Genomic DNA, 17288 nt, shown 5'->3' with positions numbered 1-17288 from the left:
AAGGTGGCTATGAAAGCCCTGTTCAAGAGCGAGGCCGGACCGGGTCTCGAGTTCCGCGACCTCCCCGAGCCCGAGGCCGGGCCGGAGGACGTGAAGATCCGCATCCTGCGCACCGGGATCTGCGGCACCGACCTGCACATCCAGCGCTGGGACGACTGGGCCGCCTCCGCGGTGGCCGCCCCGCTGGTGCCGGGCCACGAATTCTTCGGCGAGGTCGTCGAGGTCGGGCCGCTCGTCCGCGACGTCGCGGTCGGCGACCTGGTGTCGGGCGAGGGGCACATCGTCTGCGGCACGTGCCGCAACTGCCGTGCCGGGCGCCGCCAGATGTGCATCCGCACCCAGGGCGTCGGGGTGCAGCGGGACGGCGCTTTCGCCGAGTTCCTCGTGCTGCCGGCCACGAACGTGTGGGTGCACCACAGCGCGATCGAGCCCGAGGTCGGCGCGCTGTTCGACCCGCTCGGCAACGCCGTGCACACCGCGCTCGCCTTCCCGGTCGTCGGCGAGGACGTGCTCGTCACCGGCTGCGGACCCATCGGGCTGATGGCGATCGCCGTCGCCCGGCACGTGGGCGCCCGCTTCATCGTCGGCACCGACGTCAGCGCGCAGCGGCTCGCCCTGGCGCAGGGGATGGGCGCCGACTACACCGTCGACGTCTCCCGCTCCGAGATCCGCGAGGCGCAGACGGCGCTCGGGATGCGCGAGGGCTTCGACGTCGGCTTCGAGATGAGCGGAGCGCCGACCGCGCTGCCGCAGATGATCGAGAACATGAACCACGGCGGCCGCATCGCGATGCTCGGTCTCCCGTCGCAGCAGATCGCGGTCGACTGGGGCATCGTCGTCACCCACATGCTCACGCTGAAGGGCATCTACGGGCGCGAGATGTTCGAGACGTGGAACGCGATGGGCGCGATGCTGCAGACCTCGACCACTCTGCACGACGCGATCGCCTCGATCGTCTCGGACCGGTTCCCCGCCCGGGATTGGGAGAAGGGGTTCGCCGCGGCCGCGTCGGCCGGCGGCGGCAAGGTCATCCTCGACTGGACGGAGCTCTGATGTACGGCACATTCCGCGACCACCTGGCCGCGCAGCTGGACGAGATCGAGGCCGCGGGCCTCACCAAGCGCGAGCGCAGCATCCACGGTCCGCAGTCGGCGCAGATCACCGCCGACGGCGCCGAGGTGCTCAACTTCTGCGCCAACAACTACCTGGGCCTCGCCGATCATCCTGCGCTGCGGGATGCGGCCAAGACAGCCCTGGACGACTGGGGCTACGGGATGGCCAGCGTGCGCTTCATCTGCGGCACGCAGGAGCAGCACCTGGAGCTGGAGCGGCGCGTGTCGCGGTTCCTCGGGACCGAGGCGACCATCCTCTACTCCTCATGCTTCGACGCCAACGGCGGGGTCTTCGAGACGCTGTTCGGCCCGGAGGACGCGATCGTCTCCGATGCGCTCAACCATGCCTCGATCATCGACGGCATCCGGCTCTCGAAGGCGCAGCGGTTCCGCTACCGCAACCGGGACATGGACGACCTGCGCGCGCAGCTCGAGGCCGCGCTGGAGGCCGGCGCCCGGTTCACCGTCATCGTCACGGACGGCGTGTTCTCGATGGACGGGTACATCGCCCCACTGCGCGAGATCTGCGACCTGGCCGACGAGTTCGGCGCGCTGGTCTTCGTCGACGACTCGCACGCCGTCGGGTTCGTCGGCGAGCACGGCCGCGGAACGCCCGAGTTCTGCGGGGTGGCCGACCGCGTCGACATCTACACCGGCACCTTCGGCAAGGCGCTCGGCGGGGCCTCCGGAGGCTACGTCTCCTCCCGGAAGGAGATCGTCGACCTGCTGCGCCAGCGCTCCCGCCCGTACCTGTTCTCGAACACGCTGGCGCCCTCGATCGTCGCGGGCACGCTGGCCGCGCTCGACCTGCTGGAGAGCTCGGACGACCTCCGGGCACAGCTCGTCGCCAACGCGCGGCTTTTCCGCGAGCTGATGACCGAGGCGGGCTTCGACCTCCTGCCGGGCGAGCATCCCATCGTCCCGGTCATGTTCCACGACGCGGCGCTCACCGGCCGGATCGCCGACGAGATGCAGAAGCACGGCGTGTACGTCACCGCGTTCTCGTTCCCGGTGGTCCCGCGCGGCGAGGCACGCATCCGCGTGCAGCTGTCGGCGGCCCACACCGAGGACGAGATCCGGCGTTGCGTGGCCGCGTTCGCCGCGGCGCGGGAGGCCGTCGCCGCCGCCTGACGGTGCGCGCGGCGGGCGGCCGCCCGCCCGCTCGGCCGGCCGCCCGGCCGCCCGCCCGCCCGGCCGCCCGCCCGGCGCGACTGCGCCCTCCCGGTACGTTTGCGGCCTCTCGCGCGACCGCAAACGTACCGCCGCGCGGCACTCGCGACCGCCGACGTACCGCGGTGCGGCACTCGCGACCGCGCCGGCGGCCGCCCGCCCGGCCGCCCGGCCGGCCGCCCCGCCCGCCGGCACGCCGGCGCGACTGCGCCCTCCCGGTACGTTTGCGGCCTCTCGCGCGACCGCAAACGTACCGCCGCGCGGCACTCGCGGCCGCCGACGTACCGCCGCGCGGCACTCGCGGCCGCCGACGTCCCGCGGGGACGTGCACGGGGCGGACGCGAGCCCTCCTCGCGTCCGCCCCGTGTTCGCTCCCGGTCAGCCGCGGCTGGGGGCGCCTCCGGTGAAGCCGGCCGGAGGGCCGCCCTGTCCGCCCGGGCCGCCGGAGGTGCTGGACTGGCCGCCCAAGCCACTGAGCCCTCCGGAGGTGGTGGACGAGTTCGAGCTGTCGCCCGTCGTCGTCGAGGTGAGGTCCGCCAGGATCACCTCGGAGCCGGTGCTCAGGCCCTTCGTGATCTCGGTGCGGTCGGTGCCCTTCGCGCCGACGGTGACGGTGGTGGCGACCGATTTACCGTCCTTCAGCACGTCGACGGTGTACTTCGTGCCGTCGCGGTGGAGGGCGGATGTCGGGACCGTGAGCACGTCGGCCGTCTTCGCGATGGTGACGACCGCGCTGGCGCTGGCGCCGTTGAGGAGGTCGGCCTTCGTGTCCGTGATGGCCGTGGTCACCGTGTAGCTCGGGGTCGAGGAGTCGGTGGCCGTGTCGACGACGCCGATGGAGCTGACCGTGCCGGCGAGCGCCTTCGTCGATCCGGAGACCGTGACGGCGACGCTCTGCCCGACCTTCAGGGTGGCGACGGTGCTGAGGCCGACGGACGAGTCGACGACGAAACCGTTGGTGCCGATCACCGAGATGACCGCCGTGGTGGAGCCGGCCGAGACGGCGTCGCCGGCGGCGAGGGAGACGGCCGCGACGGTGCCCGAGACCGGGCTGGTGAGCGTCGCGAGGGCGACCTTGCTCTGCGCGAGAGTGAGGGCGGCCTTCGCGGCGTCGATCGCGGCGTTGTCGGCCACGATGGTCGCCGCCGACGCGACCTGCGTGGTGCCGGTGCCGGAGCCGGTCGCTGCCGTACCGGAGCTGCCGCCCGTGCCCGTGCCGGAGGTGCTGCCGCCGGAAGCGCCCGTCCCGGCCGATCCGCTGCCGGTGGAGCCGGCGCCTGTCGATCCGGAGCCTGTTGATCCGGAACCGGTCGAGCCGGAGCCTGTCGAGCCGGAGCCCGTCGAACCCACGGTCGAACCCGACCCGGTCGTACCGCTCGCGAGCACCTTCTGCAGCGCGGCGACGGCGTCGTCCAGTTTCGTGGCCAGCGGCGTGACGGCGTTCTGCGCGTCGGTGGTGGTCTGCTGGCTGGCCAGGGCGGCGGTGATCGCGGTCTGGCAGGAGGCCAGCGCGTCCTTCGCCGCCTGGAGCTGGTCGGCTGCGGAGGTCCCGGAGCTTCCGGAGGTCGCGGTGCCGCTGCCGTCCGTCGACGTGCCGGACGTGTCGGTACCCGAGGTGTCGGTTCCCGAGGTGTCGGTTCCCGAGGTGTCGGTTCCCGACGTGTCGGTTCCGGAGGTGCCGCTGCCGTCGGTCGTGGAGCCGGAACCGTCGGTGCCCGTCCCCGTGCCCGTCCCCGTGCCCGTCCCCGTGCCGTCCGTCGTGTCGTCGAGTGCGGCCTCCAGGAACGGCTGGCAGGTGGTCGAACTGGTGGCGACGAGGGTGTTGGTGTCCGTCAGCGCGGTGGAGGCGGCCGTCAGCTGTGCGAGCAGCTTCGTCTGCGCGTCGGTGACGGCGGCGATGGCGGCGGTGGTCTCGGCAGAGACGCCGGACGAGGTGCCGCCGGACGAGGAGCCGCCGGCGGTCCCGGTGCCCGAGCCGGTGCCCGTCCCGGTTCCGGTGCTCGGCACGGCCGCGGTTGCGCCGGTGGAGGCCGTGGTGGTGCCGGATCCGCCCGACGAGGCGGTGGATCCCGACGCGGACGACCCGGAGGAACCGGACGAGCCGGCCGAGCCGGCGCTCGAGCTCGTGCTCGTCCCCGACTGGGACGCGAGGTCGGTCGCGAGGGTCTCCTCGGCGTCCGACACCGCCTGCTGCGCCGAGGTGACCGCCGCCTCCAGGTCGGTCGTGTCGAGCGTCGCCAGGGTCTGCCCCGCAGTGACGGTGTCCCCGATCGCGACCGGGACGGCGCTGACCGTGCCGCCGACCTGGAAGGCCAGGTCGCGGCGGGTCGCCGAGGCGACGGTGCCGGTGAGCGTGGTGGTCTGCGTGACCGACGCCTTCGCGGCGGTGGCGGTGCGGTAGTTCGCGCCGCCGTTGCCGCTCGCCGCCCAGGCGACGCCGCCGCCGACCGCGCAGAGCGCGAGGGTCGCCACCGAGGCGATCACGACGGTGCGGCGCCGCCGGCGCGCGGCGGGGCGCTTGGTCGCGGGGCTCATGCTCCGCCGCCGTTCGTGCCGGTCCCGGTGCCGGAGTCGCTTCCCGTGCCGCCCGGCCGGCCGCCGCCGGGTCCGGCCTGGGTGCAGCCGTCGGCACCCTTGTCCGAGACGACGAGCGCGGTCGCGGCATATCCTCCCGAGGAGTCGGCCGTGCCGCTGGCCATGACGCAGCGACCGGCGGTGAGGGCGTCCGCGGTGGCCGCCTGTGTCGTCGTGTAGGTGGTGCTGTCGTCGACCGTGACGGTCTTCGTGGAGGTCGTGCCGTCCTGCGCCGTCGAGGTGACGGTGATGGTCGAGCCGTCGACCGCGGTGACGAGACCGGAGGTCATGCCGCCGAAGCCGCCCGCGCCACCGCCGCCCGCGCCGCCGGGCGCACCGGTGGGGGCGTCCGTGGGCCGCTGGCCGGTGCCACCCTCGCCCGATCCGCTGGGTGCGCCGGTCGGCGGGGTGCCGCCGCCTCCCATCCCGCCGAACCCGCCTGCCGTGCACGCGCCGTCGACGGCCGCGCTGATGGAGACCGTCGTCGCGGCCGTCGAGGCGGACGACGACGTGGAGGTCGACGACCCCGTGCCGCCGGTGAACGCGCTGATGCACGATCCGTTCGTCACGTCGGTGAGTGCGGCGGTCACCCGCTGCGTGATGGTGGTGGAGTCGGTGTAGGTCACGGCGGTCTGCTCGGTCGTGGACTGCACCTGGAGCGTGGTGCCGTCGACGGCGGCGATCTCGCCGGTGACGCCTCCGCCGCCCTGCTGGCCCTGCTGCTGCGGGGCCGCGGTGGTGGAGGGGCTGCTCGCCGTGGCGGCGGCGCATCCGGTGAGGGCGAGGGCGCCGAAGCCGAGGGCGGCGATCACCGCGGCGGCTCGGCGGGTGGATGTCTTCATCGTGGTTCTCCTTGCGGGTCGGGACGAGAGGGGGCGCTCACTCGGAGCGGAGCGCGTCGATGGGGGCCAGGCGCGCGGCGCGCGCTGCCGGATAGACGCCGAACACCAGGCCGATGGCGAGGGAGACGGCGATGGAGAGGCCGAGCGCGACGGGCGAGATGACCACCGAGCTGCCGATCAGCGCGGGCAGTACGAGTGCCGCGGCCACGCCCAGCACCGAGCCGAGCACGCCGCCGGTCAGGCCGAGGATGGCGGCCTCCACCAGGAACTGCGTGCGGATCGCCGCGGGCGGCGCCCCGATCGCCTTGCGCAACCCGATCTCGCGGGTGCGCTCGGTGACGGAGACGAGCATGATGTTCATCACCCCGATGCCGCCCACCAGCAGGGAGAGCGCCGCGATGCCGGTGAGCAGCACGGTCAGCGTCTGGTAGACGGAGGTCGCGGTGCTGACCAGGGCGTCCTGACTGCTGATCGTGAAGTCGGCGTCGTCGGTGCTGGTGATGGAGTGCGCGTTGAGCAGCACCGATTGCGCCTCCTGGTAGGCCGCGCTGAGCCGGTCGGCGTCGGCGGCCTGGATGTAGATCGTCGAGACGCTGGAGGTGTTCGTCCCGCCGATCACGTCGTCCGCGGCCGTCGTCATCGGCACGATCGCGACGTCGTCGAGGTTGCTCGACGTGTCGGAGCCGGCCGACGCCAGCACGCCGATCACGCTGTAGGTGGTGTTGCCGATGGTCACCGACTGGCCCACGACGTTCTCGGAGCCGAAGAGCTCCTGCGCCGTCTCGGAGCCGAGTACGACGACCCGGGCGCCCGACGACTGCTGCGCTGCCGTGAAGAACGCGCCGCGCGCGACCGTCCGCGACCGCACGTCCAGCCACGAGCTCGTCACGCCGGTCACCGTCGTGGTCCAGTTCGTGTCGCCGTAGACGAGGGAGGTCTGGGTCGACTTCTCGGCCGCGACGCCCGCGATGTCCGGGGCGTTCACCTTCGACGCGAGAGCGTCGGCGTCCGAGAGGGTCAGCGTGGTGCCCGAGCCGAAGCCGCCGCGCACCCCGCTCGAGTCGGTGCTGCTGCCCGGCGAGACGATGAGCCGGTTGCTTCCGAGCGCGCTGATCTGCGCGCTCACGTCCTTCTGGGTGCCGAGGCCGAGGCCGACGGTGAGGATGACGGCGGCGATCCCGATCAGGATCCCCAGCACGGTCAGCACCGAGCGCAGGGTGTGCGCGCGGATGGCCGACCAGCTGGTGTGGAGGGTCTCGTTCCAGTTCATGCCGCATTCACCTCGTCGCGGAGGATCTGCCCGTCGCGCACCCGCACGATGCGGCGGGCGCGCTCGGCGACCTCCAGCTCGTGGGTGATCAGCACGATCGTGCGGCCGGCCTCGTGCAGCTCGTCGAAGAGCGCGAGCACGTCCTCCGTCGAGACCGAGTCGAGGTTTCCCGTCGGCTCGTCCGCCAGGATCAGGGTCGGCTCGCCGACGAGGGCGCGGGCGACGGCGACGCGCTGCTGCTGGCCTCCCGAGAGCTCGCCCGGCCGGTTCTGCAGGCGGTCGCCGAGACCGACGCGTTCGAGGGAGGCCCGGGAGCGCTCGCGGCGCTCCTCCACCGGGACCCCGGCGTAGACGAGCGGCAGCTCGACGTTCTTCTGGGCCGAGAGGGAGGGGAGGAGGTTGAACTGCTGGAACACGAAGCCGATGCGCTGGTTGCGGATGGCCGCGAGCTCGGTCTCGTCCAGATCCTCCACATCCTGGCCGCCGAGGCGGTAGGCGCCCTCGGAGAGCACGTCGAGGCAGCCGAGCACGTTCATGATCGTGGACTTGCCGGAGCCGGAGGGCCCCATCACGGCGACGTACTCGCCTTCGTGGATGAGCAGGTCGATGCCGCGCAGTGCCTCGAACTCGATGCTGCCGCTGCGGTACATCTTGCGCGCGCCGGTGAGCTCGATGACGGGCGAGACGGCGGGCGAGGGCTCAGCCATTGCGGGTGCCCCCGTTCCCGGTCTGGCCGCCCTGGCCGCCGCCCGGGAACTGGCCGCCTTCGCCGCCTCCCGTGAAGCCTTCGCCGCCGCCGGGGAACTGCCCCTGCTGCCCGGTCTGCCCGGTCTGGCCGGTCGAGCCGCCGGTGCCGGCGCCCGAGCCGGGCGTGAAGACCGTGACGAGCACCGAATCCCCGGAGCTCAGGCCCTTCGTGATCTCGGTCACGGTGCCGGAGGTCTCACCCACGGTGACGTCGGTGGTGACGTTCTTGCCGTCGACGACCTTCGTCACCGTGGACTTCCCGTTCGCCGTCGTGATCGCGGCGCTCGGGACGGTGAGCACGTCGGTGCGGCGCTCGTAGACGATCGCGGCCGTCACGCTCACACCGTCGTAGAGGTTCTCGGGCGACCCGGTCACCGAGACGACGACAGGGTAGGCGGCGCTCCCGGACGTGGTCGACGGCAGCTGGCCGATGGAGGTCACGGTGCCGAAGAAGGAGTCGTTGTCAGACGTGGAGAGCTCGACCTGGTCGTTCTTGGCGATCGACTTCAGGTCGGAGGCGCTCACGGTGAGGTCGACCTCCCACGACCCGGTGCCGACGATCGTGAACTGCGCGGTGGAGGTGGAGGTGGAGGAGCCGGTCCCGCTGCCGGTCGTGCCCGTGCCGCCGGTCGCGCCGCCGCCCGTGGACCCGCCGGACCCGCTGGATGCGCCGGACCCCGAACTGCTCGAACTGCTCGTGCTGCCGGACGTGCCGGTGACCGCGTCGCCGACCGCGACGTTCACCGCGGTGACGAGTCCCGCGACCGGGGCGACCAGGGTGGTGCCGTCGAGCGCGGTCTGCGCGGTGTCGACGGACGACTGGGCCGAGGTGACCTGCGCCTGCGCCGCGGCGACCGCCGCCACGTCGGCGGTGCTGCCGGTCGAGGCGTCCTGCGCGTCCGAGAGCTTCGCCTGCGCCGAGGCGAGATCCGCCTTGGCCTGCAGGAGGGTCGCGTTGGCCGAGACGGTGTCGACCGTCGCGAGCACCTCACCCGCCGTGACCGTCGCCCCGGCGGCGACGTTCACCGCGGTGACCGTGCCGGAGGGGAGGAAGTTCACGTCCTCCGACACCGTCGGCGACAGCGTGCCGGTCGCGCTGACCGTCTTCTGCAGGGTCTGGGTGCTGGCCTGCACCGTCCGGGTGGCCGGCTGCGAGGAGGTGGCCTGGGCCGGGAGGGCGAAGCCGAACCAGTAGACAGCCCCACCCCCGACGACCGCGACCACGACGGCCGCCGTGATGATCCAGGTGCGCGGTCTGATCCGCGCGAGAGTCCGCTTCATTCGGGTGTTCCTTCCATGCGCCCGCCCGTCGGGGCAGAAACCGAGCGTAGGAAGGGGTCTTATGCGCGCCCGTTCACCCGCCTATGCGCTTCCTGAGCGTCCCTTCAGGAGGTGCGAGAAGGCGATATGTCGCGGGAAAAGGGCCGAGAAGGCGGACTATTCGACCACTCGACGGCCGCGGTTGCCGAAGAAGAGCAGCAGCTGGGCGCTGAGGAAGACGGCGAGCATCCCCAGGTCGACGATGGCGATCGTGCCGGCCACGGCCGTCACCTGCGTCACCCCGCAGGAGCGGTTGGGCTGGTCGGGCTGGCAGAGGAGGCGATCGCCGGTGGTGATCGCGCCCGACTCCAGCCAGAGCGGGATGAGCTGGTTGTACGCCGTGGCCAGGCCCTTGGTGAGGGTCGGCCCGGAGTGGCCCTCGCCCGGCACGGCCCAGTACGTGACCTTCCAGCCGGCGTTCTCGGCGGCGGTCGCGGTGTCCTCGACCTGCGGCCGGAAGTGGTCGTCCTCGGCGCCGGCGACGAAGATGCCGCGCATGGGGTGGTCGGCGTAGCTGGTCGAGGCCATCACCTTCGCGGGCCAGTACTTCTCGTACTCGGCCTCGCTGTCGTCGTAGTACTTCGCGCGGGTGCGGTCGGAACGGTACTCGCCGGGCTTGTCGGGGCCGGAGACGTCGATGACGTTCGCCCAGAGGTCGGGATGCTTCGCACCGAGGTAGGCGGCGCACTCCCCGCCGTGGGAGAAGCCGGCGATCGCCCAGTCGGCGCGGTCGTGCGAGACGGGGAGCTCGGCCGTCACCCAGTTCGGCACGTCCTCCGTCAGGAACGTCTCGAGCTGCCCGGCGGAGGTGTTGCTGCAGGGCGGGTTCTTGTCGTTGGCGCCGAGCTGGTCGACGACGAGCACGAACGGAGCGTCGTCGAGGCGTTCCGTGCCGAGCGAGTGCAGGGCGTCGAGCGTCGCCCCGAGGGTCGGGTTGCCCGGCTGGCCCATCATCATGATGACGATCGGGCGGGTGCTCGACGGGTCGCGGATCCACCCGGACGGCACGAACAGGTGCGCGTCACGGGAGGAGAAGCCGGAGGCCGTCGGCGGGATGTGCACGGCCAGCTGGTAGCCCTCGGCGAGTGTCGTCTCGGTCGCCGGGATGTGCCGTCCGGCGACCGTCGCGGTGGCGAACGCGGGAGCGGCGGCCACCACCGAGATCCCGGCCGTCAGCAGGCCGGCGACCGCGGCGAGCACGACGGCGACCGCGCGCAGGCGCGTGGTCTGGAGCGCGTCGCCCAGCGCGAGCGGGAAGAGCAGGGCGGCGAGCCCGATCGCGAACCAGCCGAGGCCGCCGAGGTCGGGCCGCGGGGTGAGGAGGGCGAGCAGCGTCAATACGACGAGGGCCAGCACCTGCGTCACGATCACGGCGATGACGGTCGGGCGCGCGCGGAAGTGCCAGGCGCGTCGAGCGAATCGCCAGGCCGGATAGGCGCAGACGATCGCGAGCGCCAGGCTCAGCCAGGCGAGGATCCCCACGTCTCCACCCTATGCGCACGGCGCCGCGCGTCCCGGTGACGACAGGAGGGGGCAGGTGAAAAGTCGCCCGAAGCGGGTGAGAGTCGGCTCAGGCCGGCGGCGCCCGGTCACGGCTCTCCCATGCATAGTTTTGCATGTATATATTGCCGATATCGTATTCCTTCGGTGGTCACCATGCTGTCGGAGCGACAGCGGGCCATCGGGAATCGGAGACGAGGAATCGATGCGACGTAGGCGATGGATAGGGGCGGCGGGGTTGCTGGCGGTGGCGTGCGTCATCGGCGCGAGCCCCGCGCAGGCGGACGAGGCCGGATCGCGGGCGGCAGATCCGCTCGCGACGGCGTCCGGTGTCTTCAAACTGCAGGGGCAGACCGCGGGGGTGCCGTACTCCACGGCGGAGGGGGCCGTCGGTCTCGTCACGGCTCGCCACGGCGTCGGGGACAGCAGCACGACCGCGTGGTCCCTCAGCGACGCGACGGGAGCGTCGTCGAAGGTCTCCGTCATCCCGGGGCACAGTTCGTCCGCGATCGACGTCGCTCTGCTGCGCCCCGTCGGATCCGAGTGGGGTGGCAACCCCGCGGTGGCGCTGAGCGACGATTACCGGTCGATGTTCCAGTCGGCGGCCAAAGGCCCGGCCGACACCCGTCCGGGCGACCGGGTGTGCCGGACCGGGTGGAGCCCGCTCAGCCGAGGGGCGGACGGGCAGCGGGTCGCGAACGTGATCCCCGCCCCCGACATACCCGGCGCAGCGAGCGGCGTCATCTGCGGCCGGATCATCGCGACGGGTGACACCCTGGTGGTCGGGCAGAGCGATCGCCCCGATGGTCTGATCGTCGGCAACGGCGACTCCGGGGGAGCGGTGTGGAAGGTGACCGAAGGCGGCGCATTCATGTATCTCGGGATGATCCGCAGCGGCGTGCTCGACGGGCCGTCGCTCAACGGTTCGCCCACCGGATCCATGCTCTACGCCGTCCCGGCGTGGCGAATCGCGTCGGGCCTGAACGTGACCCCCGCCACCGATCCCGCGCTGGCCCGGCCGTTCCTCACCATCGACCCCTCGACCTACTATCCGACCCCGGGCGGCACGGTCACGCTCACGGGGATGCTGCGTGACGCGGACGGTTCCGTCCTGACCGGTCGGAAGGTGGACGTCCTGCAGGCCGGCAGCGGCACGCCCGTGGGTTCGGGGACGACGGACATGTGGGGTCGCGTGCAGGTCGAGGTGAGCCCGCCGAAGCCGCGTGCCGACTTCGCGCTCCGGTTCGCGGGTGACGAGACCGTCCCGGCCGTCGCGAGCCGGTGGGTCACGGTGTCCCCGACGATCGTCACGATCGAGGCCCCGGTGTCGGTGGCGAACGGTGAGGCGATCACGGTGCGCGCACGCGCGACCTCGGCCGCCGGTGATCCGATCGTGGGGCGTGCCGTACGCACGCAGATCTACCCGGTCGGCTCGAACGCGTACGAGATCGGCGAGAGCGCCATGACCGACGCGGACGGGTACGTCACGCTGACCATCCCCGCCCAGGGGACCGCGATGCGTTACGCGGTCCGGCTCGGATCGGATCCGTCGACGAACGGGAACCCCGTCGGCGCGGCCGCGTCCGCGATCTACCGTCTCGACCCCTAGCGCGACGCGCGCCTCTCAGGCGGGTGCGGTCGACTCGCGCGCCCGCACCCGCACGGGAGGCGCATCCACCCGCTCGACACGGCCGCCCGAACGCATGGTCGCATACGCCTCGACGAGGTCGGCGGCGAGCTCGTCGGCGTCGAACGCGACCGTGCTCAGGCGCGGGATGAAGTCGGCCGACGCCGCATGGTCGTCGGCGCCGATGACGGACAGGTCGTCAGGGACGCGCAGTCCCGCGTCGGTGAGGGCGCGCATCGCGGCGATGGCGAGCCCGTCGTGTGCGGCCACGACACCGGTCGGCGCCTGCTCGTCGTAGCGCAGCCCCCGCGTCCAGTCGCGGAGCGTCGCCGCCGAGCTGGCGGCGTGAGTGACCGTGAGCCGCGCACCCGCCGCGTCGGCAGCCTCCCGCGCACCGGCCAGCCGCTCGTCGGCCATGGTGGAGGTCGCGGTCGGCATCAGGAAGACGAGCCGGCGGTGGCCCAGCGCGATCAGGTGCTCGGCCGCGGCATGGCCGAACGGCCGCTGGGGGATGACGAGGGTCGGCGCGTAGGAGACCGGTGCCTCACCGTGCACGATCAGTGCGCGCACGCCCGCGAGCCGCAGGACCTCGGTCGCGGCGGCGTCGCAGCGCGCGGCCTCGGCGAGCACGGCCTCCGGGCGCAGCTTCGCCCACAGTTGCGCGGCCTCGGCGCCGGTGGCGGAGACGTCGGCGTGCCGGAGGGCGTCCGTCCCGTCGTCGACGGTGCGCGCCAGCAGCGCCTGGAGGGTGCGCTCGACCGTCGCGCCGTGGTCGGCGGCGGAAGCGGCGACCACCAGGCCGGCCACGGCCTCCCCGCTCGCCAGCGACCGGGCCGCGGTGTTCGGCGTGTAGCCGAGCAGTCGTGCGGCCTCGAGCACGCGATGCCGGGTGTCGTCGGAGACGCGCGAGTTCGGCTTGTCGTTGAGCACGAACGAGACGGTCGCGCGCGAGACCCCCGCCGCGAGAGCCACGTCGGCGCTCGTCGGGGCTTTGACGACCTGGGGTGTGAACATGCTGGGTTCAGTCTAGGTCGGAGCCCCCGGGAGGTTACGCGTGTAATCAAAAACCGACCGATGGCTTGTATTCGGCCGCGGGGGTGGTTTATGGTTACGCGTGTTAGCACGCAACGACGCCTGCTCCTGAAAGGACTCCACCCGTGACACCGACGTCTGACGATCTCCCCGAAGGTCCCCGCCCGGTCCAGCCGACCGTCCCCTCCAACCTCTCCGGCGTGCCGGACAGCGCCGCGCTCGGCTCGACGCTCACCACCGCCGGATCCCCGTTCTCCGCCGCACCGACGACCGCCACCTCGGCCCAGCGCCCCGACAAGGTGAAGGTGCGCGGGAGGCTGCTCAAGCTGATGCTGTCGATGCTCGTCGCGAACGTCGCCATCTTCGCGATCTGGGGCGCGGTGCCGGGCATCCTCCTCCCGCTGCAGATCCAGGCCCTCGTCGGCGAGAAGGCGCAGAACGGCACGCTCGCCATCGTCGCCACGATCGGCGCGTTCGCCGCGATGGTCGCGCAACCGATCGCCGGCCTGGTGTCCGACCGGACGCGCAGCCGCTTCGGGCGTCGCGCTCCGTGGATGGTCGTCGGCGTGCTCCTCGGCGGTCTGTCGCTGCTCTTCATGAGCACCGCCAACGGCGTCGTCCAGCTGGCGATCGCCTGGGTCATGGTCCAGATCTGCTACAACTTCGCGCAGGGTCCGCTCTCCGCGATCCTCCCGGACCGCGTCCCGAGCGGCGCGCGCGGCACCTTCGCCTCGCTCTCCGGGCTCGGGCTGATGCTGGGGTCGCTGGGCGGCTCGATCGTGGCCGCGCAGTTCGCGAAGGCGATCCCGGCCGGCTACCTCACGTTCGCGGGCATCGCGCTCATCGTGATCGTGCTTTTCGTCATCATCAACCCGGACCGCTCCAACAAGGGCGAGCCCAAGCCGCCGTTCAACCTCGCGGCGTTCCTGCAGACCTTCTGGGTCAGCCCGCGCAAGCACCCCGACTTCTTCTGGGGCTTCACCGGCCGCCTCCTGCTCTACGCCGGCTACTTCATGGTCACCGGCTACCAGCTCTTCATCCTCCAGTCCTACATCGGGCTGGGCGACGGCGCGGTCGCCATGATGCCGCTGCTGAGCCTCGTCAGCCTGGTCGGCATCATCATCACCACGCTCGTCGGCGGACCGCTCTCCGACAAGCTCGGGCGCCGCAAGCCGGTCGTCATCGTTGCGGGCATCGTCCTCGCGATCTCGCTGCTGTTCCCGCTGATCATGCCGACCCTCACGGGCATGTTCCTGTTCTCCTTCATCTCGGGCCTCGGCTTCGGCGCGTATCAGGCCGTCGACACCGCGCTGATGAGCGAGGTGCTGCCGTCGAAGGACGACTTCGCCAAGGACCTCGGCGTCCTGAACATCGCCGCCACCCTGCCGCAGACGCTCGCCCCGGGAATCGCCGGTGCGATCATCGTCGCCTTCGGCAACACCTATACCGCCCTCTTCCCCATCGGTATCGTGATCGCGCTGCTGGGCGCCTTCGCCGTCCTGCCGATCAAGTCCGTCCGCTAGGAGCTCCGCAACCATGACCGACACCATCACCACCGAGGACGTCATCGCGGGCCTCCTCGGCTCCCTCTCCCTCGAGCAGAAGGTGCGCCTGCTCACCGGCGCCTCGTTCTGGACGCTGCACGACGAGCCGCAGATCGGACTCGACACGATCGTGGTCTCCGATGGCCCCGCGGGCATCCGCGGCCAGGTCTGGGACGAGCGCGACGCGTCCGCCAACCTCCCGTCGCCGACCGCGCTCGCCGCCTCCTGGGACGTCGAGCGGGTCTACCGGCTGGGCCAGCTAATCGCAGCCGAGGCGCGTCGCAAGGGCGTCGGCGTCGCGCTCGGCCCGACCGTGAACATCCAGCGCTCGCCCCGCGGCGGCCGCCACTTCGAGGCGTTCAGCGAAGACCCGTGGCTCTCCGGCGTCGTCGGCACGGCCTACGTCCAGGGCGTGCAGTCGGGCGGGGTCGGCGCGACGCCGAAGCACTTCGTCGCCAACGACAGCGAGACCGACCGCATGACCGTCGACGTGCAGGTCGACGAGCGCACGCTGCGGGAGGTGTACCTCGCCCCGTTCGAGCGGATGGTCGTCGAGGGCGGCGCCTGGCTCGTCATGTCGTCGTACAACTCGGTCAACGGCGTCACCATGACCGAGAACGAGCTGCTGCGCTCGCCGCTGAAGGACGAGTGGGGCTTCGACGGCGTCGTCGTCTCCGACTGGATGGGCGTGCGCGACACGATCGCCGCCGCCGTCTCGTCGCAGGACCTCGCGATGCCCGGCCCGCAGGGCGTGTGGGGCGACGCGCTGGTCGAGGCCGTCCGCGCCGGCTCGGTCGCCGAGAGCGACGTGGACGAGAAGGTGCGCCGCATCCTGCGCCTCGCCGGCCGTCTCGGTGCACTCGACGGCGTGGAGGCCGCGACGCCGCTCGCCGAGCCGTGGCCGCAGGAGAGCGTGGACGCGCTTCTGCGTGAGGCCGCGGCCGACGGGATGGTGCTGGTGCGCAACGAGGGCGGCCTGCTGCCGCTCGCGGCGGACGGATCGGTGGCGGTGATCGGGCAGCACGCCCGCGTCGCGCGCAGCCAGGGCGGCGGCTCGGCCACCGTCTTCCCGCAGCACGTCGTCACTCCGCTCGACGGGATCGAGGAGGCGTTCGGCGCCGACCGCGTGCGGTTCGCGCCGGGAGCGAAGTCGACCGAGAGCGTCCTCCCCCTCGACGCCCGCGTCGCGGTCGACCCCGTCACCGGCGAGCCGGGCGTGCACGTGCGGTTCCTGGACGCCGACGGCGGCGTCGTGCTCGACGAGCACCGCCTCTCCGGCCGCCTGACCTGGCTCGGCGACCCCGTGCTGGGCGAGACCGCCGTGGTCGAGGCGACCGCGACCTTCACCGCCCCGGAGGACGGCGAGTACGCGGTCGGCTTCGCCGGCCTTGGCCTGTTCCGGTTCGAGGTCGACGGCGAGCTGAAGAGCGACGGCCTGTTCTTCCCCGACGGCACGGACCCGTTCATGGCGTTCCTCAACCCGCCCAAGCAGTCGTTCCCGGTGCAGCTCACGGCCGGGCAGACGGTGGAGCTGCGGCTCGAGCACCGCCCGCAGATGCAGGCCGGGCTCGCGGCCGTCATGTTCACCTTCGGCTACGAGGAGCCCTTCGCTGACCCGGAGGCCGAGCTGGAGCGGGCGGTCGCGCTCGCCGCGGAGTCCGAGACTGCCATCGTCGTCGTGGGCACGACCGAGACGCTGGAGTCGGAGGGCTTCGACCGCGCCGGCCTCAGCCTCCCGGACGGCCAGGACGAGCTCGTCCGGCGCGTGCTCGCCGTCAACCCGCGCACCGTCGTGGTCGTCAACTCGGGCGGCCCCGTGATCCTGCCGTGGCTGAGCGAGGCGCCCGCGGTGCTGCTCACCTGGTTCCCGGGGCAGGAGATGGGAGGCGCCCTGGCGGACGTGCTCACCGGCACCCGCGAGCCCGGTGGCCGCATCCCCACCACCTGGGCGGCGAGCGAGGACGACGTGCCGGTCTGGCAGGTCGAGCCCGTCGACGGCAAGCTGTTCTACGACGAGAAGCTGAACGTCGGCTACCGCGAGTGGGTGCGCCGCGAGCAGCTCGGCGGCCCGGCCCCGGCCATCCCGTTCGGCCACGGTCTCGGCTACACCGAGTGGGAGCTCGGGGAGGCCGCCGTCGACGGTCTGACGGCCGGCATCCCGGTGACGAACACGGGCGAGCGCGCGGGCAAGCAGGTCGTGCAGGCCTACCTGTCGCGCGTCTCCGCGTCGGAGGTCGAGCGCCCCGTCCTGTGGCTCGCCGGCTACGCCGTCGTGCACGCGCAGCCGGGCGAGACCGTGACGGCGACGATCACGGTCGAGCCGCGCAGCCTGCAGCACTGGTCGATCGACGACCACGCCTGGCGCACCGAGCCGGGCACCTATGCGCTGACGCTCGGCACCTCGGTCGCCGCGCTCGGCGCTCCGGTGGAGTTCACCGTCTAGCGCCGATCAGGTCGTCGCAACACGCCGTCTCCGCACCTGCGGAGGCGGCGTGTTGCGTCACGTGGATGCTCGAGACAATCGCTCTCGGACGGATACCTGTCGTCCGG

12 protein-coding genes are annotated in these 17288 nt (G+C 72.3%); 5 read left to right on the top strand and 7 right to left on the bottom strand.

The features are described 5' to 3' along the window. Positions 1 to 9: 9 nt before the first annotated feature. Entirely contained in the window at positions 10 to 1053 is a 1044-nt protein-coding gene (gene tdh, locus FHX33_RS17970; RefSeq protein WP_021762372.1) for an L-threonine 3-dehydrogenase, read from the top strand. Next, the gene (locus tag FHX33_RS17965; protein ID WP_183428815.1) at positions 1053 to 2243 is read left to right on the top strand and encodes a glycine C-acetyltransferase; all 1191 of its coding nucleotides are present in this window, start codon (positions 1053 to 1055) and stop codon (positions 2241 to 2243) included. Before tdh ends, FHX33_RS17965 begins: the two co-directional genes overlap by 1 nt. 417 nt (positions 2244 to 2660) lie before the next feature. On the opposite strand, the gene FHX33_RS17960 is transcribed toward FHX33_RS17965, so the two are convergent. The 6 genes from FHX33_RS17960 to FHX33_RS17935 form a co-directional block, all read right to left on the bottom strand. Next, positions 2661 to 4817: an efflux RND transporter periplasmic adaptor subunit gene (locus tag FHX33_RS17960; RefSeq protein ID WP_183428814.1), complete on the bottom strand. Its 2157-nt coding sequence runs from the start codon at positions 4815 to 4817 to the stop codon at positions 2661 to 2663. Further along, positions 4814 to 5698: a DUF5666 domain-containing protein gene (locus FHX33_RS17955; protein WP_183428813.1), complete on the bottom strand. Its 885-nt coding sequence runs from the start codon at positions 5696 to 5698 to the stop codon at positions 4814 to 4816. The genes FHX33_RS17960 and FHX33_RS17955 overlap by 4 nt, the downstream gene beginning before the upstream one ends. A gap of 37 nt (positions 5699 to 5735) precedes the next feature. Continuing rightward, complete coding sequence (locus FHX33_RS17950; RefSeq protein ID WP_021764607.1) at positions 5736 to 6968, bottom strand: ABC transporter permease; 1233 nt, start codon at positions 6966 to 6968, stop codon at positions 5736 to 5738. Next, the gene (locus FHX33_RS17945) at positions 6965 to 7675 is read right to left on the bottom strand and encodes an ABC transporter ATP-binding protein (protein WP_021764606.1); all 711 of its coding nucleotides are present in this window, start codon (positions 7673 to 7675) and stop codon (positions 6965 to 6967) included. The genes FHX33_RS17950 and FHX33_RS17945 overlap by 4 nt, the downstream gene beginning before the upstream one ends. After that, the gene (locus tag FHX33_RS17940) at positions 7668 to 8996 is read right to left on the bottom strand and encodes an efflux RND transporter periplasmic adaptor subunit (RefSeq protein WP_021764605.1); all 1329 of its coding nucleotides are present in this window, start codon (positions 8994 to 8996) and stop codon (positions 7668 to 7670) included. The genes FHX33_RS17945 and FHX33_RS17940 overlap by 8 nt, the downstream gene beginning before the upstream one ends. 156 nt (positions 8997 to 9152) lie before the next feature. Next, positions 9153 to 10517, bottom strand: a complete 1365-nt coding sequence (locus FHX33_RS17935; RefSeq protein ID WP_183428812.1) for an alpha/beta hydrolase-fold protein — start codon at positions 10515 to 10517, stop codon at positions 9153 to 9155. Positions 10518 to 10740: 223 nt separating this feature from the next. Between FHX33_RS17935 and FHX33_RS17930 the strand changes: the two genes are divergently transcribed. Then, positions 10741 to 12144, top strand: a complete 1404-nt coding sequence (locus FHX33_RS17930) for a chymotrypsin family serine protease (RefSeq protein WP_169730324.1) — start codon at positions 10741 to 10743, stop codon at positions 12142 to 12144. Positions 12145 to 12159: 15 nt separating this feature from the next. Here the strand turns inward: FHX33_RS17930 and FHX33_RS17925 are convergent, their stop codons facing one another. Beyond that, the gene (locus FHX33_RS17925) at positions 12160 to 13176 is read right to left on the bottom strand and encodes a LacI family DNA-binding transcriptional regulator (RefSeq protein ID WP_183428811.1); all 1017 of its coding nucleotides are present in this window, start codon (positions 13174 to 13176) and stop codon (positions 12160 to 12162) included. 143 nt (positions 13177 to 13319) lie between these two features. Here FHX33_RS17925 and FHX33_RS17920 point away from each other — a divergent pair, with 143 nt between their 5' ends. Next, positions 13320 to 14717 (top strand): MFS transporter, encoded by a 1398-nt coding sequence (locus FHX33_RS17920; protein WP_248616270.1) that lies wholly within the window; start codon positions 13320 to 13322, stop codon positions 14715 to 14717. A 13-nt stretch (positions 14718 to 14730) separates the two neighbouring features. Beyond that, positions 14731 to 17181 (top strand): beta-glucosidase H, encoded by a 2451-nt coding sequence (locus tag FHX33_RS17915; protein WP_021763471.1) that lies wholly within the window; start codon positions 14731 to 14733, stop codon positions 17179 to 17181. Positions 17182 to 17288: the final 107 nt, after the last annotated feature.

It is taken from the genome of Leifsonia aquatica, from assembly GCF_014190775.1.
Classification (GTDB): domain Bacteria; phylum Actinomycetota; class Actinomycetes; order Actinomycetales; family Microbacteriaceae; genus Leifsonia; species Leifsonia aquatica.
The sequence above is the reverse complement of the archived record's forward strand: the minus strand, read 5'-3'. Positions and strand labels throughout refer to the sequence as shown.